The following is a 25,704-nucleotide window of genomic DNA, read 5'->3' on the forward strand; positions in this document are numbered from 1 at the left end:
TGTAGACCTTGATCCAGGCGTAAAGGCTGTGCTCGGACACGCCCAGCCGCTGGGCGACCTCGGCGACAGGCTTGCCTTTTTCGGTCACTTGCTTGACCGCTTCGATCTTGAATTCTTCGGGGTAACGCTGACGACTCATGGCACCTCCTATTTGGGCCTCATTATGAGGCTTGGAGGTGTCTACGAAACCAGGGGCGATTCAGTGTTCACCTTTCAGCAGTTCGGCGATCCCGCAAGCGTACTCGACATTCTCAATGCCACGCTGCAGTTCGCCTGCAGCATCGTGCGGAATTTTTCCGTGCTCTTCACCGATCAGTTTGCAGATCGCCTCAGCGTTCTGCTCCAGGAGCTCTTTGAAGCGGAACATGATGCGAGCTCGCTTGATAGGCGGCGTATCGCGCCAGGCCGGGAAAGCAGCTTCAGCAGTAGCAATGGCGTGCTCTACCGTCTGGCTCGATGCCAACGCAACTTGGCGAGCGACCTGGCCGGTGGCTGGATTGAAGACATCCTGGGGGCGCTGGGACTCGAGAACGACTTCGCCGTTAATCAGATGACCGACAGTATTCATGTGAAACTCCACTTTTTGTTATTCAAATATTGCGTTGGCGTTCGATTACCAAAGGCTGCGATAAAGCTCGATCATCTCGGCCTCAGTAGGCACACGCGGGTTATTGCCAGGTGAACCGGAAGCCAGCGCCTGAGCGGCCATGGTTGGCATCAGTTCGAAGAATTTTTCTCGATCAATTCCGAATTGTGCTGGGGTCGGAACGTCCAGTTCGTCGTTGATGGCCACCAACTCTTCCAGCAGTTTTTCCACTGCGGATTGATCCGTATCGCTTTCAGCGGCAACGCCCATTGCACGCGCGCAATCCGCATACCGGTCACGTGCAGCGGGGATCGAAAAGGCCGTTACTTCAGGGAGCAACATGGCGTTCGACAAGCCATGAGGCACATGGAACACGGCACCAATTGGACGACTCATGCCATGCACTAAAGCAACCGACGCAGACGAGAAAGCAAGACCAGCAAGGGTCGACCCCAGCATGACCGCCTCTCGCGCAAGACGATCGGCGCCATCGTGATAGACCTTGCGAAGGTTTGGCCCGATCAGCCGCATAGCAGATAGCGCCTGGGCATCGCTGAACAGGTTTGCTTTTTTGCTGACGTAAGCCTCGATCGCATGCGTCAGCGCATCGATACCGGTATCTGCGGTCACCCGAGCCGGCAACGAGAGTGTGAGTTCGTAGTCGACTAAGGCAGCAACAGGCATGAAGCCTGCCCCGACGCACAGCATTTTTTCGTCAGTCGACTCATCCGTGATGATGGTGAAGCGGGTCACTTCGGAGCCAGTGCCGGCAGTCGTTGGAATGGCAACGATCGGCAAGCCCATTTCGGTAACATTGCGCGGGAACTTGTAATCGCGCATGACGCCGCCGAACTTGGCCAGGATGCCAATCGCTTTGGCGCTGTCGATCGGGCTTCCGCCACCGAGTGCGACAATGCTGTCATAGCCCCCTTCCCTGGCGGCTGCGACGCCGACTTGAATCGAAGCGACGGTAGGCTCGGGGACGGTGTCGGAGAAAACGTCAACGTTTATTCCGTGTTCTGCCAGTACTGCGCTGATACGACCTGCATAACCCAGCTCGACCATCATCCGGTCAGTGATGATGAGTGGCTTATGGCAGCCGAGGCTGGCCAGAACCTGATGAATTTGCTGGCTGGCGCCGGCACCGGTTTGCAGGATACGTGGGAGGATGCTGTTGTAAGTCATGGCTCTATCTCATTTCCTGGGCATGAACGCGCCCTCGAGCAGCCTCAGGCCCGTGTTCGTGTAATCGGTGAATCGGGAAGCAAGGGGTAGCGTTTCAAAGGCCTACCCCTTGGCGTGCTCTGAGCAGTTAGCTCGGCAGGTATTCCTCACTCCAGGATTCGCCGATTGCGCCGGCGTCCAAGAGCGACTGAATTTGCGCGTCGGTATAGCCGTAGCGCCCCAACACCTTGCGCGTGGAAGCGCCAAACTTCTCAGCCGGTGGCAGAGCTCGAATACGCGCTACCCGTGGACGAATGGCGTAGGGATCCAACTGTGTAACCCGATGCCCACTTGGGTGGTCGGCATAGATGCTGAAGGAGTAGCTTCCATTCTCCGTCCCAGGCAAACCATCAGCGGTTCGGCTGTATTGGCTGCGCAAGTTATCGATGTTGTCCGGCACCGCGGCAGCGATGTTGCCAGCCTGAAGACGCTCCTGTAGGAAAGAACTGCTCATGCGGCCAATGACGGCTTGCAGGTAGGTCGCACGATCACTCGCAGACGCCAAGCCGGTGAACTCGGTGATGGCCTCAAATTTGTGCAGTTCTGGCTCGGAAGCATCCAGGTAGATCCAGCCATCCGCCGTCTTGTAGAAGCGAGAAAGGTCGCTGTAGCCAACTACGTCGCGTCCGGAGGGCTCATTGAATGGCGCTCGGCCTGCGTAGTCGTAGCAGAACGGGATCTGCACCAGATTTCCCAGCGAAGCCAGAGAGGTGCGCGCCCGGTAAACTTCGCCAGAGTGGTGTTTGCGATAGAGCGCTGTTGCGACACCCAGAGCAGCAGCAAATCCACACATCACGTCGATAGTGCCGACGTGAGCGTGTTCTTCCGGCGTTTCCATGCCGCCACCAAACCGCAGCATGATCCCCGTGGTGGCCTGGATGAGGTCGTCATACCCAAGATAATCAGTGCGAGGGCCACGGCGTGGGCCGCCGAAGCAATCAAGCTGACAGAAGATCACTCCAGGGTTCACCGCCTGAAGGCTTGCCTCATCCAGGCCCAGCGGTGCCAATTGGCGATCGGGAGCGTTCATGACGATGACATCGACCTCCCGCACGAGACGATTGAAAACCTCCCGCCCTTCGGACTTGTTCAGGTCGACCAGAACACTTTCCTTGCCCCGTGCCGAAGACATACCGAAGACCACGGTGTTCCAAGGATCATAATTAGGTACGACAGGATCGAGCTTTATGACATCCGCCCCGAAGCGCCCCAGGAACGACGTCGAGTGGGGCCCCGCGATAACGTTGGTGAGGTCGAGAATTTTGACGCCATCCAGCCAGCCGGCAGGTTTGTCGAGCTTGGCAGGCGGCAAGGCAGGTGCCGGACGCTCGGACAGTGTTGCCAACGCTTGCTCATAGCTCACCTCGCGACGCGAAAGAGGTTTCAGCATCGGCTCTGAGCATCCCTCCAACCAGGCAATTGGGCCAGGCTGTTTCATGATGCCGAACTCGCGATCATCTACCTCAACGATCAGCCCAGCAGTATTCGAATGCTCGTCATGGAGCCACTCTTGGGTCGACCTGTGGGGAGCTCCGGGGAACCGCCCCTCACCGAAGATGATTTCCCACTCCGCCGCTGTTCTAGTCAGGAATACTTCTTTCATCCTGGCAGAGATGCGTGCGGCCCAATCAGCAGGCAACGGGTAGACACCCAACGATGCATTGCCTTCCCACTGGTCAATGGGCAGATAAGGGTCATCAACCTTGGGCAAGCCGGCGGCAATCATTTCTTCGTAGATGCCCATAGCCTGCAAACAGCGCTTGGCATGCTCCCGATGCGATGGGCAAACGGCATAGAATTTACGGCCATCCGCGCACTCATAAGTGCGGTAGAACGGGTCTAGGAACTCCTGCAGATCCTGATAGCTCAGGTTCATCGGCAGGTTCTCAGCGCGACGACGCTCGCTCTCTTTCTCACGCAGCGTCTTATAGCGCAGCGGGTATCCCTCGATCTTGATCGAGTTGTACGACAGCCCTTCCATGACCGCTGATGCCAACGGAACTTCGATCTGATCGCCCACGCCATTCTTTTCACGCGCCTGCAGAGCAAGCACGACAGAAGACACAGCCAGCATGGTCCCATACGCTGACGCCAACGGAAGCGGCGAAAAGCTAGGGTTGATGCCCATCAGTACCCGGTTTTGCCCCATGTCGGTGAAGACACCGGAGGCCGAAGCGATCACTGCCTCGGTAGCACGCCATTGCGCCCGAAGTTCGTCATTACTGGCGAAGCCTGGAATTGACAAGGTGATCAACTCAGGACGAGCACGCCGTAGCTCTGCGAAATCCAGGCCCAACCTGGACATGACACCAGGCCGGAAATTTTCGATCACGATATCGGCACGCGAGATGAGTTCACGAGCTTGATGCAGCCCCTCTGAAGTCTTCAGATTCAGGCGCATGCATAGCTTGTTGCGGTTAAGCGTGGCATTCGCCGGGCTATCCCAGAGAGGCCCAACCAGTGGGTCGATGTGAACGACAGTCGCGCCCAGATCTGCAAGGATCATCGCTACGGCAGGTCCTGCGATGTACTGCCCAAAATCGATGACATTGACGCCTTGCAAAGGCAATTGGTTGGTATGCTCCATGACGATAACCCTACGTAGCCCCGAGCCAACGAGATTTGCCGGCGCGGTTATTGTTGTTATTGAGACCTCGTACTAACCGGTCACCTGGACGACTGCACCATCCAAGGGCTTGCGATGTGATTGCTACTTTCAGAAATTCGAAGGCATCTCGAAAGCAATAAAAAATGACCCTATGGGGTCATTTTTTTTATTGCTTGATGGCTTTGCTTATTGCTAGGGGTGTTCGTCTTCTTCCACGGAGTCCGACTTGAAAGAATGGGCTTCTTCACACAGCCATTGGGCAAAAGCCGCCGCATCGGGATTGACCATGCTGTGGGCTGAATAAACCAGGTAGAACGCTTCTTTGGTCTGCACATGACATCCCAGCGGGGCGACGAGGCGCCCCTCGTCCAGAAGATGCTTGACCAATGAAGACCGAGCCAACGCAACGCCCTGGCCGAGCTCAGCAATCGTCAATGCTGAAATAAGGGTGTCGAACTGCATCCCCTGAGACGAGTCAACGCGCTCTGCATTGTTCTTCTTGAGCCAATAGCCCCAACCTTCCTCATAGCCAAGCACGTGCAATAGAGGGTGCATCGCAAGATCCTGAGGGCGCTGCAGCGGACGTTCCGCGGTGATCAATGCAGGTGAACACACGGGTACCAGCGTGTCCCACGTCAGTCGCTCGGCCTTCATGCCAGGCCAGCGCCCTTGTCCATACCTGATTTCGAGATCGGCATCGAACTCCGTTTCATCTACCCAAATGTTACTTGCGACTCGAATGCTGACATCCGGATGCTTTGCTCTAAATCGGTGTAATCGGGGGGCTATCCAATGCGTGAAGAACACCAGACTGCTACGGATGCTGAGCACGCTTCGATGACCTTGCCCAAAGATCTCATCCGTGGATGCAGCGAGGCGCTCAACTGATTCTCTCACCACTGGAAAGTAGGACTTACCTGCCTCGGTAAGCTCAAGCCCACGCGGGAGACGCTTGAAAAGCGCTACGCCCAATTGGGACTCCAAGGCCTTTACCTGCTGACTGATCGCCGCTTGTGTGAGATTGAGCTCTTCCGCGGCATGGGTGAAATTCAGAAGCCGAGCAGAAACCTCGAAAGCTCGGAGCCAGTTCAGGGGAGGCAAACGCTTTTTCATAACGCATCCAACGCTAGGCTCATCGGGGATCGAATCGCTCGGTGATTGACATTAGAGACGAGCAGTCTAAATTACAACGCATGAATAGCTCCAAACCTATCCCCCGTCGAGGTCGACCGCCCAAAATTGCACGTGAGCATGGCGAAACGCTTGAGCTCTTGTTGCGCTGCGGCATGGAAATCCTCACCGAACAGGGCTTTGCTACCACCGGCATCGATACTGTGCTCAAACGCGTGCAGGTGCCCAAAGGGTCGTTCTATCACTACTTCGACAGTAAAGAAGCATTCGGCCAAGCGGTACTGCAGCGCTATGCAGACTACTTCGCTCGAAAGCTCGATCGCTGTTTCAGCGACCTGAGCATGTCGCCGCTACAAAGGCTTTCCAACTTCGTAGAAGAAGCGAAGATCGGTATGGCCAAGTACCAGTTCCGAAGAGGCTGCCTGGTAGGCAACCTTGGCCAGGAAGTCTTGGTGCTGCCAGACAGCTTCCGTGAACTACTGGAACTGACCCTACAGGACTGGGAGCAGCGCTTGTCTGCCTGCCTGGAGGAAGCAGTCAAGGTGGGAGAGATGTCTTACGAGCATGACTGCAAAGCCCTCGCAGCCTACTTCTGGGTTGGCTGGGAGGGTGCCGTTCTTCGTGCACGGCTGACGCAACATGTCCGTCCCCTGGACATTTTTTTCCAAGGCTTTCTGACGGGAATCACGCGGTGATTCCTCTCGGACAATTTAAAGACATCCGGTCTAAATGAGGGAAAGTAATGTTCAAAGCCATTCTGATTGAGAAGCTGGAAGACAAGTATTCGGCCCGACTCACTGAGCTGAAGGATGATCAGCTACCCACTGGGAACGTGACGGTGAAGGTGGCCTACAGCACCTTGAACTACAAGGATGCACTCGCGATCACCGGCAAAGGGCCGGTTGTTCGTCAATTTCCGATGGTGCCGGGCATCGACCTCGCGGGCATTGTCGAAGCAAGTGACGATCCTCGGTACCAGCCTGGCGATCGCGTACTGCTCAATGGTTGGGGAGTGGGTGAAAGCCATTGGGGCGGGCTTGCACAAAAAGCGAGATTGAATGGCGACTGGCTGATCCCTCACCCAAAACGCCTAAATGAACGCCAAACCATGGCCATCGGCACCGCTGGATACACCGCTATGCTGTGCTTGATGGCATTGGAGCGCCACGGGTTAAAACCCTCCCATGGGCCAGTACTGGTCACAGGCGCCACCGGTGGCGTCGGTAGTTTCGCCATCAGCCTTCTGGCCGGTGCTGGGTATACCGTCACTGCCGCAACCGGAAAAGCCAGCGAAGCCGCCTATCTGAAAAGCCTGGGGGCAACAACGATCATTGAGCGGACCGAACTTTCTGCCCCGGGGCGTCCATTGGCAAAAGAAAAATGGGCGGCCGTTATCGACTCGGTCGGCAGTCATACGCTGGCCAATGCGTGCGCAAGCACAATGTCTGAAGGCTTGGTAGCCGCATGTGGATTGGCCCAGGGAATGGATTTCCCGGCCACCGTTGCACCGTTCATTCTTCGAGGGGTAAGCCTGCTCGGCATCAACAGCGTTACACAGCCTTTTGAGCGGCGAATCGAAGCTTGGGACAGGCTGTCGAACCAGTTGAACCTCGGCGCATTGTCGCTGATGACCAAAGACATCCCCCTCGGGGGCGCGATTGCAGCTGCCGCTAGCCTGATGGACGGAACGATTCGTGGCCGGCTGATTGTCGACGTAAACGGCTAGGATGGTCGCCTGGTACATGGACTGATTCATAGGCGAACACTCGTGCGGGCCGTGTACGCTTCTAGGTAATAAATTTAAAGAAGCTCATTGCATTAGGATATCAATGAGAACCTGTGTAGGACTGCTCAGTTCAACGTCGCGTCGTGTGACCACTTCGTAAGGTCCACTTCGCGACATCAGTTGCAATGGCAGCCGTACCAACATGCCGTGCTCCACGGCCACTTTGGCCACATCCCACGGCATGACGGCGAGCAGTCCGGCATCCTGCTGCAGCATCGACAATGTGGTGAAGGTTGATGAGGTTTCGATGGGATACTGCGGAAAGCTCAACCCGGCCTCACGAAACTCTCGCTCGAGCGTAAGGCGCAGGGGCATGTTCACCGGAAACACCACCCAGCGCGAGTCAGTCAGCTGGGACAAGCTCAGGGATTGGCTGCCAGCCAAGGGGTGGGCCGGGTTGGCCACCAACACGAGTTGTTCCTGGTGCTTGACCCGGCTTTCGTAAGCTGCCGGTCGATGGCTGACGCTGGTTCGACAAATCACCACGTCCAGTCGTCCCTGATCGAGCAAGCTGAGCAAGCGGTCGCTGGTGTCCTCTACCACAGTGACCGAGAGATCCGGTTGAGCTTCGCGCAAGCGCGCTAAACCCTCCACCATCATTGGCACTGCCCCCATGATGGTGCCCACCGAGAGACGCCCCCCGTGCCCCTGGAGGATCCCCAGCATCTCTTCTCGCAGGTGGGCAAGATCTGTGTTGATCAAGCGCGCATAGCGCACCACGCAACGCCCCAGGTCATTGGCCTCCAGCCCTTTGTTGGTGCGGTCGAACAGCACCGCGCCCAGGGTTGACTCGATCTCGTTGAGGGCCTTGGTGGCCCCAGGCTGGGTAATGGACATTGCCTCGGCCGCTTTGTGGATCGAGCCAAGTTCATCGAGGCTGATCAGAAGGCGCAACTGTCGAAGGCGCAGTCGCGAAGCCATGGAAGTCAGGGATGGGAGCATAGGGGATCACTAAAAGTTATCGCGGTGTCAGTAGCTCTCATTAGGCAGCATCGACCAGGAGAAATAAAGTGGCCAGCAATTGATCCCACAAGAACAACAGGAGTCAGCATGCGTCTGATCCAATTTGAAACTGGCCATGCCCAGCGCCGTGTCGGGGTGGTCGAAGGCGACGTAATTCAGGTCGTACGCAATACCACACACATGCGCGAACTGGCCCTGGCGGCCATCCGCAACCGGCGCAGCCTGGGCGACGAAGTTATTGCGCGAGGCCTTGAGAACAGCGATGAGTGCTACGCCCTGATGCTGGCGGAGTGTCGCGTACTGCCACCGCTGGACCACGAAGATCCCGCCCATTGCCTGGTCAGCGGAACAGGCCTGACCCACCTGGGCAGCGCCTCGACGCGTGACAAGATGCACCAGCAGAAAATCGACGATGCCGCTGCTCTGACCGACACGGCGCGCATTTTCCAGTGGGGCATCGAAGGGGGGCGCCCTACCCCTGGGACTGCTGGCGTGCAGCCGGAATGGTTTTACAAGGGCGACGGTTCGATAGTGGTCCGTCCAGGCCAAGCGTTCCAGAGCCCGGCCTTTGCCGAGGATGCAGGTGAGGAGCCGGAGCTCGCCGGGCTTTATGTCATCGGCGAAGATGGCCGCCCCTATCGACTGGGCTTCGCCATCGGCAACGAGTTTTCCGATCATGTGATGGAGCGGCGCAACTACCTGTACCTGGCTCACTCCAAACTGCGCAATTGCTCGTTCGGCCCTGAACTGCGGATAGGCGAGTTGCCGCGCCACCTGGATGGTGTCAGCCGAATCCTTCGGGGCAACAGCGTGATCTGGGAAAAGACGTTCCTCAGTGGCGAGGACAACATGTGTCACTCCCTGGAAAACCTGGAGTACCACCACTTCAAGTATGCGCAGTTCTTGCGTCCTGGCGATGTGCACATTCACTTCTTCGGCACCGCGACCTTGTCGTTCGCCGACCACGTCAGGACAGCTGTCGGTGACGTATTCGAAATCAGCCTGCCGGAGTTCGGTGCCCCGCTGCGCAACGGCATCGCCCTGTCGCCAGCGACGTTCGCACCTGGACAGGTGACGGCGCTCTGATTCAGCGGCGCTTAGCTGCGCCGGCATTTCATAAGAACCATAAGAGAGAGATGAGCATGAAGAATAGCCCTTACACGGCGTCACCCTCGTCGTCCCTGGCGAGTGCCGACACTGCCCGCCCGACCAACGTACGCTGGCGGATCTTCCTGATTCTCCTGTTGCTCGCTGCCATCAACTACATCGACCGCGCCTCGCTGTCGGTAGCGTTGCCGTTGATTTCGGCCGAATTCGAACTGACCCCGGCGCTGGAGGGCCTGATACTCAGCGCTTTCTTCTGGTCCTACGCTCTGATGCAGATTCCCAGCGGCATGCTGCTGGACCGCTTCCAGGTGCGCAACATCATCGGCGTGGCCACGGTCGGCTGGGGGGCCTTCCAGGCGCTGGGCGGCTTTGCCCACCACTGGATCACCTTGCTGATCACCCGTGTCGGCCTGGGCGTTGCCGAGTCGCCGATCATGCCGGCAGGCGCCAAGCTCAATGGTGCTTGGTTGACGCCGAACGAACGCGGCCGTGGTGCGACCTTGGTTGATGGCGGCGCCCCGTTGGGCACCGCGCTGGGAGCGATCATCATCGCAGGCCTGATCACTTGGTTCGACTCGTGGCGCATCGCATTCATCATCGCGGGTGTCGGCACCATCGTCGTCGGTGTCTGGGCCTGGTGGTACATCCGCAACCATCCAAGCGAACACCCGCAGGTCAACACCGCCGAGTTGTCTTACATCACCCAGGCCAATGAAGCTGCCAGCAAGCACAACGGCAACCGCAAGGCCGTGCTCAAGGAACTGCTCAAGAGCCGTTCGGTGCTGTGCATGTTTGCCGGCTATGCCTGCTACAACAGCGTGTTCTACGGTTTGCTGACCTGGATGCCGAGCTACCTGCACAAGGCTCATAACCTCGACATCAAGGCCATGGGCGGCGCGACTTTCCTGATTTTCATGTGCGGCTTCGTCGGCGAGTTGGTCGGCGGCTGGATCGCCGACAAATGGAAAACCAACGGTGGGCAGCCGAACACCGTGATGCGCATCATGTTCGCAGGTTCTGCAGCCGTGGCTGCCTTGTGCATCCTGCTGGTCGCCTATACCCCGGATGCCGTGAAGGTCATCGCCCTGCTCTGCGTCGCGCTGTTCTTCATTCGCTGGTGCGGCATGTACTGGTGCCTGCCGGCGATCCTTGGCGGCAAGTCCAAGGCGGGCGTGCTGGGCGGCAGCATGAACTTCTGCGGCAACATGGTCGGTGTTCTGGTGCCGATCCTGATCGGCCTGATCGTGCAGTTCACCGGTTCCTACTTCCTGGCCCTGATCTTCTTCGTGGTCATGGCGTTCGGCCTGATGCTGTTCTCGGGGCTGATCGACTATCGCGAACGCGGCCTGGCCTGAGTGCCGCGTCCCCTTGAGGTAAATGTCATGCAATTGATTACAAAGACGGGCAGTGAAAGTGCTGCCAACGCCGTGATTCGACTCAACCCACTGGACGACGTGCTGATCGCCCGCCAGGCGCTGCCCAAAGACTTGCAACTGGAAGAAGGCGTGCGGGTGCGCGAACCGATCCCCGCCGGCCACAAGGTGGCCGCCCGCGATCTCGAAGCAGGCCAACCCCTGCGCCGTTACGGGCAGATCATCGGCTTCGCCAGCCAGGCCATCGAGGCCGGAGAACATGTGCATGTGCACAACCTGGCGATGGGCGACTTCGCCCGCGACTATGCGTTCGGTATCGATGCTCGGGGCGTGCAAGCCCCCGTAGAAGACACTTTCATGGGAATCGTGCGCCCGGATGGCCGGGTTGCTACGCGCAATTACATCGGCATCCTGACCTCGGTTAACTGCTCGGCCACGGTAGCCCGAGCGATCGCTGATCATTTCCGCCGTGACATCCATCCCGAAGCTCTGGCGCCCTACCCCAATGTCGATGGCGTGGTCGCCCTGACCCACGGTGTCGGCTGTGCCGTCGATCCCAGTGGTGAAGCGTTGGCGATGTTGCGTCGGACCCTGGGTGGGTACGCGGTACACGCCAACTTCTCCGCGGTGCTGTTGATCGGTCTTGGCTGCGAGACGAACCAGATTCCCGACTTGCTCGCCGCCCAAGGCCTGGAGAGTTGCAATGCGCTGCGCACCTTCACCATCCAGGGTACCGGCGGCACATCCAAGACCATCGCCAGCGGGATCGCCCAGGTGAAGTCGCTGCTCGAGCAAGCCAACCGCGTCGAGCGTCAACCTGTCAGCGTGCGTCACCTCACTGTGGGACTGCAATGCGGTGGCTCGGATGGCTATTCGGGCATCACCGCCAACCCGGCACTGGGCAATGCCGTGGATCGCCTGGTGGCCGCTGGCGGTACTGCGATCCTCTCGGAAACTCCGGAAATCTATGGCGCCGAGCATTTGCTAACGCGCCGCGCGGTGAGCCAGCAGGTCGGCGAAAAACTGATCGCCCGCATCCGGTGGTGGGAAGCCTATTGCCAGCGCATGGGCGCCGAGTTGAACAACAACCCTTCGGCCGGCAACAAGGCCGGCGGCCTGACCACCATCTTGGAAAAGTCCCTCGGTGCTGTGGCCAAGGCCGGTTCCAGTGACCTGATGGATGTCTATGAATATGCCGAGCCGGTACGCGCCCATGGCCTGGTGTTCATGGACACCCCCGGCTACGACCCGATCTCCGCCACCGGCCAGGTCGCAGGTGGTGCCAACCTGATCGCCTTCACCACCGGGCGCGGCTCGGCCTACGGCTGCGCGCCCTCCCCCTCGATCAAGTTGGCCACCAACACGCGTCTGTGGGAAACCCAGGAAGAAGACATGGATGTGAACTGCGGCGGTATCGCTGACGGCAGCATGACCATCGAGGAGCGTGGCGAACACATCTATCGACTGATGCTGCGCATTGCCTCAGGCGAGCGCAGCAAAAGCGAGCAGCACGGCTATGGCCAGAACGAGTTCGTGCCGTGGCAGATCGGCGCTATCACCTGATTTCCTTGTTTACGCTTACAGGAGCCTGTCATGACCCGGATCCTCGGTCACAACTACATCGGCGGCCAACGCTCGGCCCAAGGCAACATCCAGCTCGAGAGCCTGGACGCCACTACTGGCGAACCCTTGCCAGGCCTGTTCAGCCAGGCCACCGAAGTGGAGGTGGACGCCGCTGCCAAGGCCGCTGCGGCCGCCTTCCCGGCCTATCGCAGCCTGCCCGCTTGGAAACGTGCGGACTTCCTAGAGGCCATTGCCGATGAACTCGACGCCCTGGGGGAAGACTTCATCGCCACGGTGTGCCGGGAAACAGCGCTGCCCAACGGTCGCATCTTGGGTGAGCGTGGACGTACCAGCATGCAAATGCGCCTGTTCGCCAAGGTCTTGCGCCGTGGCGACTTCTATGGCGCCCGCATCGACCGTGCGCTACCCCAACGCCAGCCTGCAGCTCGCCCGGACCTGCGCCAATACCGCATCGGCATTGGCCCGGTCGCGGTGTTCGGCGCCAGCAACTTCCCATTGGCGTTCTCCACCGCCGGCGGCGACACTGCCTCGGCGCTGGCCGCTGGTTGTCCGGTGGTGTTCAAGGCCCACAGCGGCCACATGGCCACCGCCGAGTGCGTGGCCAATGCCATTCTGCGTGCTGCTGAGCGCACCTCGATGCCAGCGGGCGTGTTCAATATGGTCTATGGAGGCGGCGTCGGTGAATGGCTGGTGAAACATCCGGCGATTCAGGCGGTCGGCTTCACTGGCTCGCTCAAGGGCGGCAACGCCTTGTGCCGGATGGCCGCCGAGCGGCCGCAGCCAATCCCGGTTTTCGCCGAAATGTCCAGCATCAACCCGGTGATCGTTCTACCCGAAGCCTTGCGCGTACGCGGCGAGGCGATCGCACGCGAGCTGAGCGTCTCGGTCACACTGGGATGTGGACAGTTTTGCACCAATCCAGGCCTGATCCTCGGCCTGCGCACCCCTACATTCAGCGCTTTCGTCGAGCAGCTCAAAGCCCAGATGGCCGACCAACCGGCGCAGACCATGCTCAATGTCGGTACCCTGGCCAGCTACCGTCAAGGCTTGGAGCACCTACACGCCCACCCAGGCATCCAGCACTTGGCCGGCGCGTCGCAAGGGATGCAACAAGCCTCGCCACAGCTGTTCACAGCTGACGTCAGCCTGCTGCTTGAAGGTGATGAGCTGTTGCAGGAGGAGGTTTTCGGCCCCGCGACCTTGCTGATCGAGGTCGAAGACCAGGCTCAGCTGGCCGATGCTATCAAGGCCCTGCGTGGTCAACTGACCGCGACCCTCCTCGGCGAACCGTCCGAGCTGCTGGCCTATGGCTGGTTGAGCGATCTGTTGCAGGAAAAAGTCGGCCGACTGCTGCTCAATGGCTATCCAACCGGTGTGGAAGTCTGCGACGCCATGGTACACGGCGGCCCCTACCCCGCCACTTCTGATACCCGCGGTACCTCTGTAGGGACCTTGGCCATCGATCGCTTCCTGCGGCCAGTGTGCTTCCAAAACTACCCCGATGACCTCCTGCCCCCTGCGCTGCAAAATGCCAACCCATTGGGCCTCTTGCGACTGATCGATGGGGAATATAGTCGGGAAGCGGTGGCAGTTTAGCCTGCGCTTTCAGGAGCCATCATGAGAAAACCCCGCCAGTTGGCGGGGGTTCGATCCGACGGCGCGATTATGCAGCGCGCGTCCCACGTTGCCCGGCGTGCAACTGGCGCTTGCGCACCAACAGGTGTGCCGCCGAAACCACCGCCAGGCTGATCAGGCTGGCTAGCAGTTGCGTGCGCAGCCCTTCCTGGAACGCCATAGCCACCAGCACCCCGACGATGGCGGCGATAACCGCGTAGGACAAACCGGGGAACAGCCACATGCGCAGCGTCAGGCGCTGTGGCGCTTCGCGCTCCAGTTGACGGCGCAGCCGCACTTGAGCGATCGCGATGGCCAGGTAGACAAACAACATGATGGCGCCCGAGGCGTTCACCAGGAAAAGGAAAACACCTTGCGGTGATGCGATCGCTGCGGCGATAGCAATGTAGCCAATCATACTGCTCAGCAGTACCGCCATGCGTGGTACCCGGTGCCCGGTCAGTTGCGACAGTGCAGTCGGCGCATCGCCACGCTCGCTGAGGCCGAACAGAATGCGCGAGGACACATACAACCCGGAATTCAGCGCCGACAGCACGGCGACCAGAACCACGGCTTCCATGATCGCCGTCGCACCCGGTACGTGCATGACCTCCATGGCGGCGACGAAGGGGGAATGCCCAGCCTCGATACTGCCCCAAGGCACGATACAGACGATCAACAGAATAGAGATGACGTAGAACGCGATCACCCTGAAGATCACCGAGCGGGTCATTGCAGCGACACTCTTGGAAGGATCATCCGATTCGGCTGCAGCGATGGTAGCGATTTCTGCGCCGCCCACGGCGAAGATCACTGTTGGCACACCGGCGAGCACAGCGCCGATGCCGTAAGGCATGAAGCCGCGGTCGTTGACCAGGTTATCGAGCAAGGCGCCGGTGCTAGGCGCCCAACCGAACAGATAGGCGCAACCCAGGCCGATGAACACGATGATGGCGAACACCTTGAGTGACGCGAACCAATACTCGAACTCGCCATAGGACTTCACCGACAGACAATTAATCGCGGTCATGATTGCCAGCAGGCTCAGGCCGATGGTCCAGGCGGGCAGCGGGATCCATTGCTTCAATATGTCGGCGCCGACCACTGCCTCTACCGCGACGACAATGACCCAGAAGTACCAGTACAACCAGCCACTGGTGAAACCGACCCAGTTGCCAAGGCCCAGTCGCGCGTACTCGGTAAACGATCCAACGCCCGGTATCGCCACCGCCATTTCACCGAGCATGCGCATTACCAGCATCACCAGGATGCCGGCGGCAAGATAACTGAGGAACGCTGCGGGGCCGATCGCGCCAATGGTTGCACTGCTGCCAACGAACAGGCCGGCGCCAATGATGCCGCCCAGCGAGATCATGGTGATGTGCCGCTGCCGCAAGGCGCCGCTCAGCCGGCGCTCACGCGGTTCATCCAGCTTCAGAGAATTGCTCACGGGTGCACCTCCTGATCCTGCGTGTTGCCGTACAAGCGAGCCTCACCGAACGAGACATCGGATGATGAAATGTGATGCGGCGCCGGATATTCTGGGCGTCTGCCGCAGTCCCCTGGAACTGGAAGCAATGCAAGCGGGCTGCGCGCCAGGCTTTGGAACGGCTGATCTGTCATGGCGAATTCCTACCGTAGGGTTCGTATTGTTGTAATGCATGACAAGCAGTACAATTTGAAGCTATCAACCGATATATGTCTTGTCAACATCGTTTGTCATGGGTAAGAATACAGGACAAGCCCGGCTGTTATCCTGCTATGTGAAGGATAAGCACAAGGAAAAATTAGGCCATGAGCCCATTCAAAGAGCTACTTGCTGCCCTAAAGACGGAAACGCTGCTGCAGCGCGACAGCACTGAAACACTCTACGCGCAACTGGCCTCCTCCCTTTCCGATGCCATTCACAGTGGCACCCTGCGTCCCGGCGAACGGCTTCCACCCCATCGCGAGCTGGCCGCTGAACTGGGCATCAACATCACCACCGTGACCCGCGCCATGGCCGTATTGCAGGAGCAAGGCCTGGTCGAGAGTCGTCCAGGGCGGGGCACCCAGGTTGCGGTGCCGCGCCAGGTACAAGTGCAGTTCCAGTCGGCGCCAAGCGATGCACCGGGCATGATCGACCTCAGCGTCAACCGCCCCGCTACCGATGCCTACACCCAGGCTTTGGCCACCCTCCTGCCGCGCCTGGTCAGCGACCCGCGCTTTGCCGGGATGAAGGAATATCACCCCTCCGAAGGCATGCCCTGGGCGCGAGAGGCCGCGGCGAACTGGTTGTGTGCGCTGGATGTACCCGCTAAAGCGAGCAATGTTGTGATCACCGAAGGTGCTCAGCACGGCATCGCCTGCATCTTGCGCGCCATGACAGTGGCAGGAGACACGGTCTTGGCCGATAGCATTACCTATCAGGGCATCAACGCCCTGTGCCGGTCATTGGGGCTGAACCTGGTCGGTGTAGATGGGGATGAGCGGGGCATGAATCCTCAAGCCCTGGGCGAGGCTATCGCTACCTACGCGCCACGGATACTGTTCCTCGTGCCGTCGATCCACAACCCGACTGCCATCACCCTCGACGCGCAACGTCGTGCGGACCTTCTTGAAGTACTTGCACCACACGACGACCTTTGGCTTATCGAGGACGATGTCTATCGGCCATTGCTCGAGCACAGGGACGAGACATTCATATCGCGACGCTCTGCGCGGACGTTCTATGTCACCGCCCTCTCCAAATGCATTGCACCGGGCCTACGCATCGGCTTCGTCGTCGCGCCACCCGGACAGGTGCAGAACATCGCCACCACTTTGCGCATCGACTGCTGGAGCATTTCACCGCTTAATGCGCTGATCGCGACACGCTTGATCGAGGATCGCGCCACCGAGGCTCTGATTGCCCATCAGCGCGAGGAATTGCGCGAACGCCAGACATTGCTAGCAGAGCACCTCAAGGACCTGCATTACCAAGCCAACGTTGTTGGCACACATGCCTGGCTGCAGCTGCCTGAGCCTTGGAGCGCGTCACGTTTCGCCCGCATTTGCCAGGAGCATGGCGTCGGGCTACTGCCCGGCGGGGCGTTCAGCTTGCGCCATGACTTGTCGCCCAATGCGGTGCGCATCAACCTTTCCGCGGCCAAGTCTCGCGAGCAGCTTGTCCAAGCCCTGGACGTCATTGCCCGTTTCGCGCAGCAAGGCCATTTGCACATGTTCGACAGGGTCTGAAGCCTAGATGAAGATGCCAGAACGTTGTGAAGTCGCTGTAATCGGTGCCGGTGCGGTCGGCGTTGCCACTGCCTTGTGGCTGCGCCGCCAGGGTTACCATGTGGTGCTGCTGGAGCGCGATGCAGTCGCTGCAGGTGCCTCCTATGGCAATGCGGGCACATTTGCGCCCTACGGCTGCATGCCTATCGCACAACCTGGCCTGCTGCGCGACATACCACGCCTGCTCTTCTCGGCGGACTCGCCCTTTGTTGTGCGGTGGTCTCGCCTGCCTCGTTTGATGCCCTGGCTTGTCCGCTTCCTGAATCAGTGCCGGCCCCATCATTTCCAGCGCAACGCGACAGCCCTTGCACAATTGCTGCAGCACACCTACGAAGGGTATGCGCCACTGTTGGATGAGGCGCCTGTGGCCGAAAAGCACCTGCGCCATAAAGGCTGCATCTATGCCTACTCCAGCCTGGACAGCCTGCGCGGCGCCAACGGCGGTTATGCGCTGCGTGACAGCTTCGGCATCCCTCAACAGCGCTTGAGTCGCGACGAACTCGAAGCACTTGAGCCCGCACTGGCCGGCAAGACGGTAGGCGGCATCCTCTTCCCCAAATCCTCCCATCTGGATGATCCAAAGCGTTTCTTCGAAGACTTGGCAGCACCACTGCTGCAGGATGGCACTCTGTGTTTCAGCACCGTGCAGCGTCTTGTTCGGCGCAGCAATGCACTTGAGCTGGACTGCGCCGATGGCCACAGCCTGCTCGCCGAGCGCGTGGTGCTCTGCGGCGGAGCCTGGTCTGCAGCCCTCGCGCAGCAACTGGGCGATCGCATCCCGCTGGATACCGAGCGGGGCTACCATATCGAGTTCGACCTGGAAGATACCTTGCTCGAACGCCCCTGCTGCCCGGTCGAAAGCGCCTTCTATATGACCCCCATGGCGGGTCGCCTGCGCGTGGCCGGCACCGTGGAGCTGGGTTCGATCAAAGACCCGGCCAATCCCCGGCGCTTCGAGTACCTGGAGCAACGGGTACGGCGCGTGCTTGGCCTTCGCCAGCCAGTGGCGAGGCGCTGGCTGGGCTTTCGCCCGTCGCTGCCGGACTCGCTACCGGTCATTGGCGTCTCGCCGAACGAACCGCGCCTTATTCACGCCTTTGGTCATCAGCACCTTGGCTTGACACTGGCGGGGGTTACAGGGCAACTGGTAAGCCAACTCATCGAAGGAAAAGCACCTGCATGGATCGACGCATTTTCCTCACGCCGTTTCTGACCCAAGGAGATTGACCCATGACCATTGAGCGCAAACAGATCAACACGCGCATGAGTCAGATAGTGATCCACCGCGACACCGTTTATCTTGCAGGCCAGGTCGGTGAGGCCAGCCAGACGGTGGCGGAACAGACCCGAGAAGCTCTGGCGCGGGTCGATGCACTGCTCGATGAGGCCGGCACCACTCGCCAGCACCTGCTTCAGGCCATTATCTGGTTGGCCGACATGGCAGACTTTGACGAGATGAATAGCGTATGGGATGCCTGGGTACCCAACGGCCATGCACCGGCGCGAGCCTGCGGCGAGGCGAAGCTGGCAGATCCGCGGCTGCTGGTGGAAGTAATCATTACCGCTGCCGTTCCCCAGTAACGCCACGTGGCGCTGGGCTTGTGACGAGCCCAGATGTCAATCAAAAGGTTCAAGTTTCGGAACTCCCCCTTAGCTACGAAACGCCTGGACTTATTTGCTCACCAGCATAAGTGCTTAGCCCAAATGCCGCTTTCGCCGAGTGACCGCTATCGACCCATAGCGGCCATTCGCGAAACGCAGCTGCCGGCCAATAGCGAACACTTGGCGCGCCCGCTGATTGAGGATCATCCGTGTTTCACCAGGTTTAATGCCGGTAATGGCCCCCCAGGGAACTGCGCAAGACGCCCTTCGCTTAGGCCTCCCAGATCGATGCCTGCGAAGCCCAGTCGCTCAATTAACGCCCCCACAGTGGCCTTGGCCCCGACATCCTCACCGGAATAGAACAGAACGCGCCGACCACCTTCGGCCTGCGGATCGCCGCTCAGCAGTGTCGGCGCAAGGTGGTTAAAGGCTTTGACCAAACGCGCTCCAGGTAGCATCCGTGCAACTACTTCGCTCGAACTCTGGCCGCCCAGATCGAAGGGACGGAAGGTCGGCGCCTCGATGGGATTGTTGGTGTCGATCACGATGCGTCCGTTCCAGGGGGGCAGGTTCCCTAGCGCGGCGGGAATTTTCGTCCAGTTAACCGCGAGAAAGACGATGTCCGCCTGGGCGGCCCGCTCCCGGCTCACCGGTCTGACCTTCGGCCCCAGTTCGTCAGCCAGACTCTGTAAGCTCCCCGGTCCACGGCTGTTGGCGATGTCGACCTCGATACCCGCCCTACTCAAGGCACGCGCAATGGCACTGCCTATCGCACCCGCACCAATGATTCCAATCTTCATGGCTGTCTCTCCTCAGGCCGTGAAACCGCCGTCTACCAGCAGCTCGGCGCCGCTGACGAAGGTCGCCTGCGGACTGGCCAGCCAAGCAACGGCTGCGGCTATGTCGCGGCCCTCGCCATAGCGGCCGACGGCAATATTTGGGCGGACGAAATCGGCCACAGGGCCATCCGCCGGGTTCATGTCGCTGTCAGTCGGGCCGGGATGCACGGTGTTGACCGTAATGCCGCGCGGGCCGAGGTCGCGCACCAGGCCACGGCTGAAACCGGCCAGGGCACCCTTGGTCAGGGTGTAGGCCGAGGCGGTCGCAAAAGCGGCGTACTGCACCATGGAGCTGCCGATGTTGATGATGCGACCACCGCGGCCCATGTGTTTGAGGGCCTCTTGGGTGGCGACGAATACGCCGGTGACATTCACCGCGAGGATGCGCTGGAAGTCTTCGAAAGCGATCTCCTCCGGTGCGCCGAGCACGCTGATGCCGGCATTGTTGACGAGGATATCCAACCGTCCGAAGGTGCTGGCGACCTGTTGCACGGCGCTGCGTACCGCCTGTGGGTCGCCGGCATCGGCGGCAATCGCCACCGCCCTGCCACCGGCGGCAACTATCTCGCTGACTAGCGTCTCGGCCTTATCCCGCGATGCGTTGTATGTGATGGCGACGCTGGCTCCGTCCGCCGCCAGGCGTTTGGCGATCGCGGCGCCGATGCTGCGCGATCCGCCGGTAACCAGGGCGACCTGGCCATTCAGGGGATGGTTGGCGTTGTTCATGGTGCAGACCTCGTGTGGGTGATAGGTGTGCCCATGAAACGCCTTTCGCTTTCCACTCAGTAGTGGGTAATGACTAGAATCACCTTCAACTAATAATTGAAGGCTGAACTATGGAAACCCTGGCAAATTTGGAGTCTTTCGTACGTAGCGCTGAGTGCGGTAGCTTCTCCGCAGCCGCACGTCGTCTGGGCCTGACGCCGGCGGCCATCAGTCGCAATGTTGCTCAGCTGGAAACCAATCTCGGCGTGCGCCTGTTCCAACGCAGCACCCGGCGCCTGACCCTGACTGAAGCCGGCGAGCGCTTCCTTGGGAACGTCGGCGGTGGGCTAGAAAGCATCCAGGCAGCGATCACCGATCTAACTAGCAGCGCCGGTGCACCGGCTGGCCTGCTGCGTGTCTCGGCTGCGCCAGCCTTTGGGCGCGACCATCTGCTACCGCTGATGCCTGATTTTCTCGCCCGCTACCCGGCAGTAACACCGGAATGGCATTTCGACAACCGCCAGGTAGAGCTGATCACTGAAGGTTTCGACGCCGCTATTGGCGGCGGTATCGAATTATCGGCCGGTGTGGTCGCACGCGAACTGGCGCCAGCGCATCTGATATTGGTGGCGTCGCGGGAATATTTGGCTGGCCGATCAGCGCCGCGTCGGCCAGAACAGCTAGCGGCGTTCGATCACTTGGGCATGCGGTCGGTTCAGAGCGGCAAGGTGCGCAGCTGGATGCTTCAGAATTCTAAGGGCGAGCGAATCCCGCTGGAGTTACGCCCACGCATGTTGGTAAACGATCCGCAAGCGCTATGCCAGAGCACATTGCTCGGGCTGGGCCTGGCTCTTCTGGCGGTACCGGATGTACTGACACACCTGCAAAGCGGTGCGCTGCGACGTGTCTTGCCGGACTGGTATGTCGATGCTGGCCCCATCTCGCTCTACTTCGCTAGCCAGAAGCTGTTACCAGCCAAAACACGCGCCTTCGTTGATCTTCTAGTCGAGCATTCGCGTGATTGGCAATGGGGAAAACGCTTCGATGCAAGGTTTGCCGCGATGAGCTAATGCCCGCTTTTGGTCGGTTTAACCTGTGTGTCGGCTTTGCCGAGTGTCGCTGTGCCGGGACACGCCGTATTTGTTCATCACAAGGCAAAACACGCCGGGCTGGGGGCACGGCCACGCTTTGTAACGCTCTGTATTACAGCGCGAAATCATACACAAGCTTACACACCGGCCGTGTCTGAACACATGCGTACTACAAGGGGGTGAAAGTCTAAGCCGCGTCGGGCTCACGCCATCGCCCGAGATACTCAATGAAGAGCATGGCGCAGCCCCACCAACGAGGTACACCCATGATCAACTCAATCGAGAAGGTGCTTTACACCGGCAGGACCCACACCTACGGAGGCCGCAACGGCGAAATCAACCTGATCTGACCCCCAGCATAGCGCTGCTATCGGCGCCACGGCGGACATCAGCGTCGGCATTGCAACCGCCCGCCTTGCGCTCCCTTTCCACGCCAGGATCTCCACGTGATCAAGCCTATTATCAGCCTCCTTGCGGCCTGCCTGATGACTGCCGCCTGCAGCGCAGGCGCCCAGGACGACCCCCTCAATCCACGCAGTGCGTCACCTGCCCCCATGATTCCTGAACTCAGGGGGATCACCCACTGGATCAACAGCGAGCCCCTGACCCTGGAACAGCTGCGCGGACAGGTCGTTCTCGTCGAGTTCTGGACCTATGACTGCGTCAACTGCCTGCGCGCCCAGCCCCATGTGCAGCAATGGCACGAACGCTATCGCGATCAGGGGCTGGTCGTCATAGGTGTGCACACGCCCGAGTATGCACATGGACAGGTAATGGCCAATCTCGATGAGGCGGTAGGCCGACTCGGCATCACCTATCCGGTCGCCCAGGACAATGACTACAGAACTTGGAACGCCTTCGGCAATCGCTACCGGCCGGCCCTCTACCTGATCGACCAGGGCGGTCAAATCGTCTACCAGCACTTCGGCGAAGGTGCCTATGCCGAAACCGAAACCAAGATTCGGCAACTGCTTCAGGTCACACACTGAGAAGAGAGGAATAGGAACCGGGCGACGGGATATGCAATCCCGTCGCCCTGTGGCGGTCTCATGTCATGCCCTTCGCCGGGCAGGGATCACTGCTCCAGCACGAGCAGCGGTGTGCCTTTCTTGACGATGTAAGTCGCCAGCTCAGAGGCCTTGCCCCCACCAACATTGGTGGCGATATGCGGCGTGCCGGCTGGGATGTAGAGGGACTCGCCGGCCTTGAGAATCACCGGTGCCCGCCCCTTGAGCCGATACTCGAAGGTGCCCTCGATCACGTAAGCGACCTCCACTCCCGGATGTGAATGATTCGGCGATGCCACTCCCGGGTCGAACTCGACCCGCGCCTGAATCACTTCGTGAACCGAGTCGCCAAGATCATCGCGAGTCAGATCCGTGCGCTGGATACCTTGTTTCCAGTTGGCGCTCCTAGCGCTTTCGGTCTGGTGCTGGTCGGCATGGGCAAGCGCGGCAAATGCAATGAGCGTCACGACGGCGGCGAGCACATGGGGATAACGCATGGGTCGTCTCCTTTCAGAGCAGTCATATGCCTGTGTGTACGCAAGGTCTTGAGATACATCAGGGTACAGTCGGCAAGTTGACCTTCTACCCGCGCACTGACTACAGCGGCCTTCGCGCTCTTAACTGTACTCACTGAGTAGCCCTTCGACTTCGATAAGGTCTAAATCGTTGATGTCAAATCCGCGCTACGCGGCTTGCGGGTCATCAGATGGAACAAGCAAAAGGCGCTTATAGCGAATGCACCCTGCAGGCCTAACATCGGCGACGCAGTGCCATCTTGCAGCGCGCTTAGCAGTAAGCCACTGCAGGTAGCACCGAGCATCTGAGAAAAGCCCATGAGACCAGCCGCAAGCCCAGCACGATGAGCATTGGGCATGACAACGCCAGCAACCGACGCAGGGATCAGCATGCCACCCCCCAGGGTCACCAGTACCTGCGGCAGGGAGACGCCCAGCACCGACAGACCTAATACAGAGTGCACCAGGATAGAGAGTGCGGCGCCGGCAGCAACCAGACTGATGCCAAACCCCACAATGCGCTGCGGCCCCAATTGCATGATCTTGCGCTGGGTGAACAGGGCACCGGCGATCAGGCCCGAAATGGTTATCCCAAACACCATTCCGTACTGCGCCGAGCTCAGTCCCAGCAAATGAATGTAGACCGCGGATGAGCCTGCTATCACAGCGAACATCGCTCCGTAGGTGCCCGCAAGGGTCAAGGCCAGGGCACGACTGGAACGCTGTTTTAGCAGGGAGAAGTAGTCACGTGCCAAGGTCGCCGGATGCCCCGCTGTGGGATCAAGGCTGAGATTGGACTCACGGTAAAACGCTATAACCAAAAGCAACGCAGTGCTACCTATAGTCATCGACGCCAGAACGGGGGCGTGCCAGCCCCCCCATTGGGTCAGCAGACCACCGACCATCGGAGCCAGGGCAATTGCGCTTAGCATACCAATGACCGTCAGCGCCAAGGCCGGCGCGGCCTGAGCCTTCCAAGCATCGCGGACGATAGCTCGGGCAAGGACCAAAGCGGCGCAGGCTCCAAGACCTTGGGCCACACGTCCGACGATGAAGCCGATCATGCTGTCGGCCAGAAGCATCAAACCAGTGGCGGCCAAGTAGAGCGTGAGGCCGCCAATCAGAACCGGTCGCCGGCCAATCCGATCGGATAGCGGTCCAAGCAACAACTGTCCCAGACCAAATGCAGCGACAAAACCGGACAACGCCGCAACGCTGGCTCCAGGCATCGCACCGAGGCCCTGTTCAATCCTGCTCAAGGCAGGGATCAACAACTGTGTGGAGATTTCCCCCAGCGCAGTTAGCACCATCAGGATTGCAAGCAGCAGGCGGGACGGGTTCATGGCTTGGTTCCTTCTGCGGCTTTCAATTCCAGGATAATCAGCTGCCATTCCATGGCATTCCTGCCGCCGTTGCTAAGGGCGAGCGTCAAAACGCTTTTCGCATCGCACTGCACCGCTTGTCGTTCATTACTCATCGAGCACACCTCAATTGGTCGTACCGTCCCCGGCAGGACGAAAAATATGATGACCATAATATATACACGAAATTTTATTATGCCTATCATATTTTGGATGCGTGGTGCTCAACCCCACGACCGCCCTACACCCAAGGATCGCACTATGAAACACCTTGCCCTACTTGCCCTGGTTTCTGTATCTGCGCTGGCTTTAAACGGTTGCGACAGCCAAGCCGACACCTTGGCCTTCGCTGCCCAACCACGGGCAGTGATCGCAACGCATGTGCAACCGGCTTCCCAGCAAGACTCGCTCTACACCGGTGTGGTGGCCGCTCGCACGATCAGCGACCTTGGCTTTCGGGTTAGTGGTAAGGTGATCGCCCGCAAGGTGGACCCGGGCACTCGTGTCAAGCGAGGTGACGTGCTACTGGAGCTGGATAACACCGACTTCGAGCTGGCCCTACGTACAGCACGTAACCGAGTTACCGCCACCGCAGCCGAGTTGCGCCAGGCTCATGACGATGAAGCACGCTACCGTCGCCTGATTAGAACCGGAGCGGTCTCTGCGCAGACCTTTGATCAGGCCCATACTCGTCTTCGGGTGGCCGAAGCCGAGCACGCCGCCGCCACCTCGGAAGCGGCCCAGGTTGAAAATCGTAGAACTTATTCCACCCTGAAGGCCGACGGAGACGGGGTGATCACCGATGTACGGGTGGACCGGGGTCAGGTTGTCGCCGAAGGCCAGATCGTCGCCAGCCTGGCCCACGACGGTGCCCGCGAGGCGGTGATAGATATTCCGGAGACCCAGCGAGCGCTAGCCGATCATCCGGCCCGGGCCTATCCCTACGGCGCCTCCGGCGTCGCCATATCTGCCTCCCTGCGGGAGCTTTCCGCCGCAGCGGATACCGTCACGCGGACTTTCCGCGCCCGGTACACCCTAGGGGATGAATCTACAACCCTGGCTATCGGATCTACCATCACCTTGCGCCTCGATAGCACGAGCGAGCAGCAGTTGATGCGTGTCCCACTAGGTGCCCTGCATGACAGGGGCCAAGGTACTGGCGTCTGGGTCATTGGTAACGACGACAAGATCGATCTGCGCTCCGTCAAGGTGGTGCGACTGGAACAAGAAGAAGCGGTACTGCAGGGCGGCGTGCAGCCGGGTGAACGTATAGTCGCCCTCGGTGCCAACCTGCTCAGCCCCGGCGACAGCGTGCGTGAACTGCCAGGGCCCTCCCTGGCCCTGGAGCATTGA

Annotated in this window: 23 protein-coding genes and 1 pseudogene; 12 read left to right on the forward strand and 12 right to left on the reverse strand. The window is 59.7% G+C overall.

Annotation, left to right across the window (positions count from 1 at the left end; translation table 11 throughout):
• The 5 genes and pseudogenes from HMPREF3173_RS25000 to gcvA form a co-directional block, all read right to left on the reverse strand.
• A partial coding sequence (locus tag HMPREF3173_RS25000) for a transposase (RefSeq protein WP_371906674.1) occupies positions 1-139 on the reverse strand: 139 nt, incomplete at its 3' end.
• 63 nt (positions 140-202) lie between these two features.
• Positions 203-568: pseudogene (locus HMPREF3173_RS12880) on the reverse strand (aldehyde dehydrogenase family protein); the annotation flags it as partial.
• A gap of 45 nt (positions 569-613) precedes the next feature.
• Complete coding sequence (locus HMPREF3173_RS12885) at positions 614-1,771, reverse strand: iron-containing alcohol dehydrogenase (RefSeq protein WP_070573586.1); 1,158 nt, start codon at positions 1,769-1,771, stop codon at positions 614-616.
• 127 nt (positions 1,772-1,898) lie between these two features.
• A complete protein-coding gene (locus tag HMPREF3173_RS12890; protein ID WP_070573588.1) occupies positions 1,899-4,397 on the reverse strand; it encodes a CoA transferase in 2,499 nt (832 codons plus the stop codon).
• A 213-nt stretch (positions 4,398-4,610) separates the two neighbouring features.
• Complete coding sequence (gene gcvA, locus HMPREF3173_RS12895; RefSeq protein WP_070573590.1) at positions 4,611-5,531, reverse strand: transcriptional regulator GcvA; 921 nt, start codon at positions 5,529-5,531, stop codon at positions 4,611-4,613.
• Between the two features lie 173 nt (positions 5,532-5,704).
• On the opposite strand from gcvA, the gene HMPREF3173_RS12900 reads away from it, so the two are divergent.
• Together HMPREF3173_RS12900 and HMPREF3173_RS12905 are read left to right on the forward strand one after the other, a co-directional pair.
• The gene (locus HMPREF3173_RS12900) at positions 5,705-6,244 is read left to right on the forward strand and encodes an acrylate utilization transcriptional regulator AcuR (protein WP_070573592.1); all 540 of its coding nucleotides are present in this window, start codon (positions 5,705-5,707) and stop codon (positions 6,242-6,244) included.
• A 47-nt stretch (positions 6,245-6,291) separates the two neighbouring features.
• Positions 6,292-7,275: an acrylyl-CoA reductase (NADPH) gene (locus tag HMPREF3173_RS12905; RefSeq protein WP_070573594.1), complete on the forward strand. Its 984-nt coding sequence runs from the start codon at positions 6,292-6,294 to the stop codon at positions 7,273-7,275.
• A gap of 84 nt (positions 7,276-7,359) precedes the next feature.
• On the opposite strand, the gene HMPREF3173_RS12910 is transcribed toward HMPREF3173_RS12905, so the two are convergent.
• Positions 7,360-8,277: a LysR family transcriptional regulator gene (locus HMPREF3173_RS12910; protein ID WP_070573595.1), complete on the reverse strand. Its 918-nt coding sequence runs from the start codon at positions 8,275-8,277 to the stop codon at positions 7,360-7,362.
• A gap of 108 nt (positions 8,278-8,385) precedes the next feature.
• On the opposite strand from HMPREF3173_RS12910, the gene araD1 reads away from it, so the two are divergent.
• The 4 genes from araD1 to HMPREF3173_RS12930 are packed head-to-tail and all read left to right on the forward strand — an operon-like array spanning position 8,386 to position 13,958.
• The gene (araD1, locus tag HMPREF3173_RS12915) at positions 8,386-9,384 is read left to right on the forward strand and encodes an AraD1 family protein (protein WP_070573597.1); all 999 of its coding nucleotides are present in this window, start codon (positions 8,386-8,388) and stop codon (positions 9,382-9,384) included.
• A gap of 56 nt (positions 9,385-9,440) precedes the next feature.
• A complete protein-coding gene (locus HMPREF3173_RS12920; RefSeq protein ID WP_177343697.1) occupies positions 9,441-10,760 on the forward strand; it encodes an MFS transporter in 1,320 nt (439 codons plus the stop codon).
• Positions 10,761-10,787: 27 nt separating this feature from the next.
• A complete protein-coding gene (locus HMPREF3173_RS12925) occupies positions 10,788-12,341 on the forward strand; it encodes a UxaA family hydrolase (RefSeq protein ID WP_070573602.1) in 1,554 nt (517 codons plus the stop codon).
• A gap of 30 nt (positions 12,342-12,371) precedes the next feature.
• The gene (locus tag HMPREF3173_RS12930; RefSeq protein WP_070573604.1) at positions 12,372-13,958 is read left to right on the forward strand and encodes an aldehyde dehydrogenase (NADP(+)); all 1,587 of its coding nucleotides are present in this window, start codon (positions 12,372-12,374) and stop codon (positions 13,956-13,958) included.
• 67 nt (positions 13,959-14,025) lie between these two features.
• Here the strand turns inward: HMPREF3173_RS12930 and HMPREF3173_RS12935 are convergent, their stop codons facing one another.
• A complete protein-coding gene (locus HMPREF3173_RS12935; RefSeq protein WP_070573605.1) occupies positions 14,026-15,426 on the reverse strand; it encodes an amino acid permease in 1,401 nt (466 codons plus the stop codon).
• A gap of 344 nt (positions 15,427-15,770) precedes the next feature.
• Here HMPREF3173_RS12935 and HMPREF3173_RS12940 point away from each other — a divergent pair, with 344 nt between their 5' ends.
• From HMPREF3173_RS12940 to HMPREF3173_RS12950, 3 genes are read left to right on the forward strand one after another with little or no spacing between them, the layout of a single operon-like run.
• The gene (locus HMPREF3173_RS12940; RefSeq protein WP_070573607.1) at positions 15,771-17,192 is read left to right on the forward strand and encodes an aminotransferase-like domain-containing protein; all 1,422 of its coding nucleotides are present in this window, start codon (positions 15,771-15,773) and stop codon (positions 17,190-17,192) included.
• A gap of 7 nt (positions 17,193-17,199) precedes the next feature.
• Positions 17,200-18,444 carry an NAD(P)/FAD-dependent oxidoreductase gene (locus HMPREF3173_RS12945; RefSeq protein WP_070573609.1) on the forward strand — a complete coding sequence of 415 codons (1,245 nt, stop codon included), beginning with the start codon at positions 17,200-17,202 and terminating at the stop codon, positions 18,442-18,444.
• 17 nt (positions 18,445-18,461) lie between these two features.
• The gene (locus HMPREF3173_RS12950; protein WP_070573611.1) at positions 18,462-18,812 is read left to right on the forward strand and encodes a RidA family protein; all 351 of its coding nucleotides are present in this window, start codon (positions 18,462-18,464) and stop codon (positions 18,810-18,812) included.
• A 224-nt stretch (positions 18,813-19,036) separates the two neighbouring features.
• Here HMPREF3173_RS12950 and HMPREF3173_RS12955 read toward each other — a convergent pair whose 3' ends face one another.
• Positions 19,037-19,633, reverse strand: coding sequence for an NADPH-dependent F420 reductase (locus HMPREF3173_RS12955; protein ID WP_070573613.1), 597 nt, complete (start codon positions 19,631-19,633; stop codon positions 19,037-19,039).
• A gap of 12 nt (positions 19,634-19,645) precedes the next feature.
• Complete coding sequence (locus HMPREF3173_RS12960) at positions 19,646-20,398, reverse strand: 3-oxoacyl-ACP reductase family protein (RefSeq protein WP_070573618.1); 753 nt, start codon at positions 20,396-20,398, stop codon at positions 19,646-19,648.
• A gap of 110 nt (positions 20,399-20,508) precedes the next feature.
• On the opposite strand from HMPREF3173_RS12960, the gene HMPREF3173_RS12965 reads away from it, so the two are divergent.
• Together HMPREF3173_RS12965 and HMPREF3173_RS12970 are read left to right on the forward strand one after the other, a co-directional pair.
• Complete coding sequence (locus HMPREF3173_RS12965; protein WP_070573620.1) at positions 20,509-21,447, forward strand: LysR family transcriptional regulator; 939 nt, start codon at positions 20,509-20,511, stop codon at positions 21,445-21,447.
• A 467-nt stretch (positions 21,448-21,914) separates the two neighbouring features.
• Positions 21,915-22,457: a thioredoxin family protein gene (locus tag HMPREF3173_RS12970; RefSeq protein WP_256544480.1), complete on the forward strand. Its 543-nt coding sequence runs from the start codon at positions 21,915-21,917 to the stop codon at positions 22,455-22,457.
• An 86-nt stretch (positions 22,458-22,543) separates the two neighbouring features.
• Here the strand turns inward: HMPREF3173_RS12970 and HMPREF3173_RS12975 are convergent, their stop codons facing one another.
• From HMPREF3173_RS12975 to HMPREF3173_RS24595, 3 genes are all read right to left on the reverse strand, one after another.
• Positions 22,544-22,972 (reverse strand): cupin domain-containing protein, encoded by a 429-nt coding sequence (locus HMPREF3173_RS12975; protein WP_070573622.1) that lies wholly within the window; start codon positions 22,970-22,972, stop codon positions 22,544-22,546.
• 161 nt (positions 22,973-23,133) lie between these two features.
• Positions 23,134-24,333: an MFS transporter gene (locus HMPREF3173_RS12980; RefSeq protein WP_070573624.1), complete on the reverse strand. Its 1,200-nt coding sequence runs from the start codon at positions 24,331-24,333 to the stop codon at positions 23,134-23,136.
• Positions 24,330-24,467: a hypothetical protein gene (locus HMPREF3173_RS24595; protein ID WP_168166387.1), complete on the reverse strand. Its 138-nt coding sequence runs from the start codon at positions 24,465-24,467 to the stop codon at positions 24,330-24,332. Before HMPREF3173_RS24595 ends, HMPREF3173_RS12980 begins: the two co-directional genes overlap by 4 nt.
• 145 nt (positions 24,468-24,612) lie before the next feature.
• On the opposite strand from HMPREF3173_RS24595, the gene HMPREF3173_RS12990 reads away from it, so the two are divergent.
• A complete protein-coding gene (locus tag HMPREF3173_RS12990) occupies positions 24,613-25,704 on the forward strand; it encodes an efflux RND transporter periplasmic adaptor subunit (RefSeq protein ID WP_070573628.1) in 1,092 nt (363 codons plus the stop codon).

It is taken from the genome of Pseudomonas sp. HMSC08G10, assembly GCF_001808425.1.
Classification (GTDB): Bacteria; Pseudomonadota; Gammaproteobacteria; order Pseudomonadales; family Pseudomonadaceae; genus Aquipseudomonas; species Aquipseudomonas guariconensis.

Coding starts and splice junctions, on each gene's coding strand:
- HMPREF3173_RS12885 (WP_070573586.1), bottom strand. CDS start 1,771: ATGACTTACAACAGCATCCTCCCACGTATCCTGCAAACCGGTGCCGGC.
- HMPREF3173_RS12890 (WP_070573588.1), bottom strand. CDS start 4,397: ATGGAGCATACCAACCAATTGCCTTTGCAAGGCGTCAATGTCATCGAT.
- gcvA (WP_070573590.1), bottom strand. CDS start 5,531: ATGAAAAAGCGTTTGCCTCCCCTGAACTGGCTCCGAGCTTTCGAGGTT.
- HMPREF3173_RS12900 (WP_070573592.1), top strand. CDS start 5,705: ATGGAAATCCTCACCGAACAGGGCTTTGCTACCACCGGCATCGATACT.
- HMPREF3173_RS12905 (WP_070573594.1), top strand. CDS start 6,292: ATGTTCAAAGCCATTCTGATTGAGAAGCTGGAAGACAAGTATTCGGCC.
- HMPREF3173_RS12910 (WP_070573595.1), bottom strand. CDS start 8,277: ATGCTCCCATCCCTGACTTCCATGGCTTCGCGACTGCGCCTTCGACAG.
- araD1 (WP_070573597.1), top strand. CDS start 8,386: ATGCGTCTGATCCAATTTGAAACTGGCCATGCCCAGCGCCGTGTCGGG.
- HMPREF3173_RS12920 (WP_177343697.1), top strand. CDS start 9,441: ATGAAGAATAGCCCTTACACGGCGTCACCCTCGTCGTCCCTGGCGAGT.
- HMPREF3173_RS12925 (WP_070573602.1), top strand. CDS start 10,788: ATGCAATTGATTACAAAGACGGGCAGTGAAAGTGCTGCCAACGCCGTG.
- HMPREF3173_RS12930 (WP_070573604.1), top strand. CDS start 12,372: ATGACCCGGATCCTCGGTCACAACTACATCGGCGGCCAACGCTCGGCC.
- HMPREF3173_RS12940 (WP_070573607.1), top strand. CDS start 15,771: ATGAGCCCATTCAAAGAGCTACTTGCTGCCCTAAAGACGGAAACGCTG.
- HMPREF3173_RS12945 (WP_070573609.1), top strand. CDS start 17,200: ATGAAGATGCCAGAACGTTGTGAAGTCGCTGTAATCGGTGCCGGTGCG.
- HMPREF3173_RS12950 (WP_070573611.1), top strand. CDS start 18,462: ATGACCATTGAGCGCAAACAGATCAACACGCGCATGAGTCAGATAGTG.
- HMPREF3173_RS12955 (WP_070573613.1), bottom strand. CDS start 19,633: ATGAAGATTGGAATCATTGGTGCGGGTGCGATAGGCAGTGCCATTGCG.
- HMPREF3173_RS12960 (WP_070573618.1), bottom strand. CDS start 20,398: ATGAACAACGCCAACCATCCCCTGAATGGCCAGGTCGCCCTGGTTACC.
- HMPREF3173_RS12965 (WP_070573620.1), top strand. CDS start 20,509: ATGGAAACCCTGGCAAATTTGGAGTCTTTCGTACGTAGCGCTGAGTGC.
- HMPREF3173_RS12975 (WP_070573622.1), bottom strand. CDS start 22,972: ATGCGTTATCCCCATGTGCTCGCCGCCGTCGTGACGCTCATTGCATTT.
- HMPREF3173_RS12980 (WP_070573624.1), bottom strand. CDS start 24,333: ATGAACCCGTCCCGCCTGCTGCTTGCAATCCTGATGGTGCTAACTGCG.
- HMPREF3173_RS24595 (WP_168166387.1), bottom strand. CDS start 24,467: ATGAGTAATGAACGACAAGCGGTGCAGTGCGATGCGAAAAGCGTTTTG.
- HMPREF3173_RS12990 (WP_070573628.1), top strand. CDS start 24,613: ATGAAACACCTTGCCCTACTTGCCCTGGTTTCTGTATCTGCGCTGGCT.